The organism is Planktothrix paucivesiculata PCC 9631 (assembly GCF_900009265.2).
GTDB lineage: Bacteria > Cyanobacteriota > Cyanobacteriia > Cyanobacteriales > Microcoleaceae > Planktothrix > Planktothrix paucivesiculata.
Window position 1 is genome coordinate 1 of record NZ_LR735040.1, and the last position, 244, is coordinate 244.

Annotated in this window: 1 protein-coding gene; it reads right to left on the minus strand. The window is 41.8% G+C overall.

Annotated features, from left to right (window positions below; all coding sequences use genetic code 11):
* Positions 1-15: 15 nt before the first annotated feature.
* Positions 16-244: zinc ribbon domain-containing protein (locus PL9631_RS25500; protein WP_156090712.1), on the minus strand; the 229-nt coding region annotated here is incomplete at its 5' end.

The following is a 244-nucleotide window of genomic DNA, read 5'->3' on the forward strand; positions in this document are numbered from 1 at the left end:
TTGACACTCCTCGCGCTAAAGCGACGAGGATTCTTCGTTCAATGACTCGGCTTGCTGCAATAGGTTTACACCTAAAACAGTAGAGGCTAAGTCTCCCGAAGCGTTCGGATTAAAAATCCAGGTTCCGGTATGACCTACCGTACCCAAGGCTAAATTCAGAATATTAATTGCTGCATTCCAGTCTCTATCTAGTACAAATCCACATTGGCAAATATGTGTTCTAGTAGATAAAGATTTTTTGACT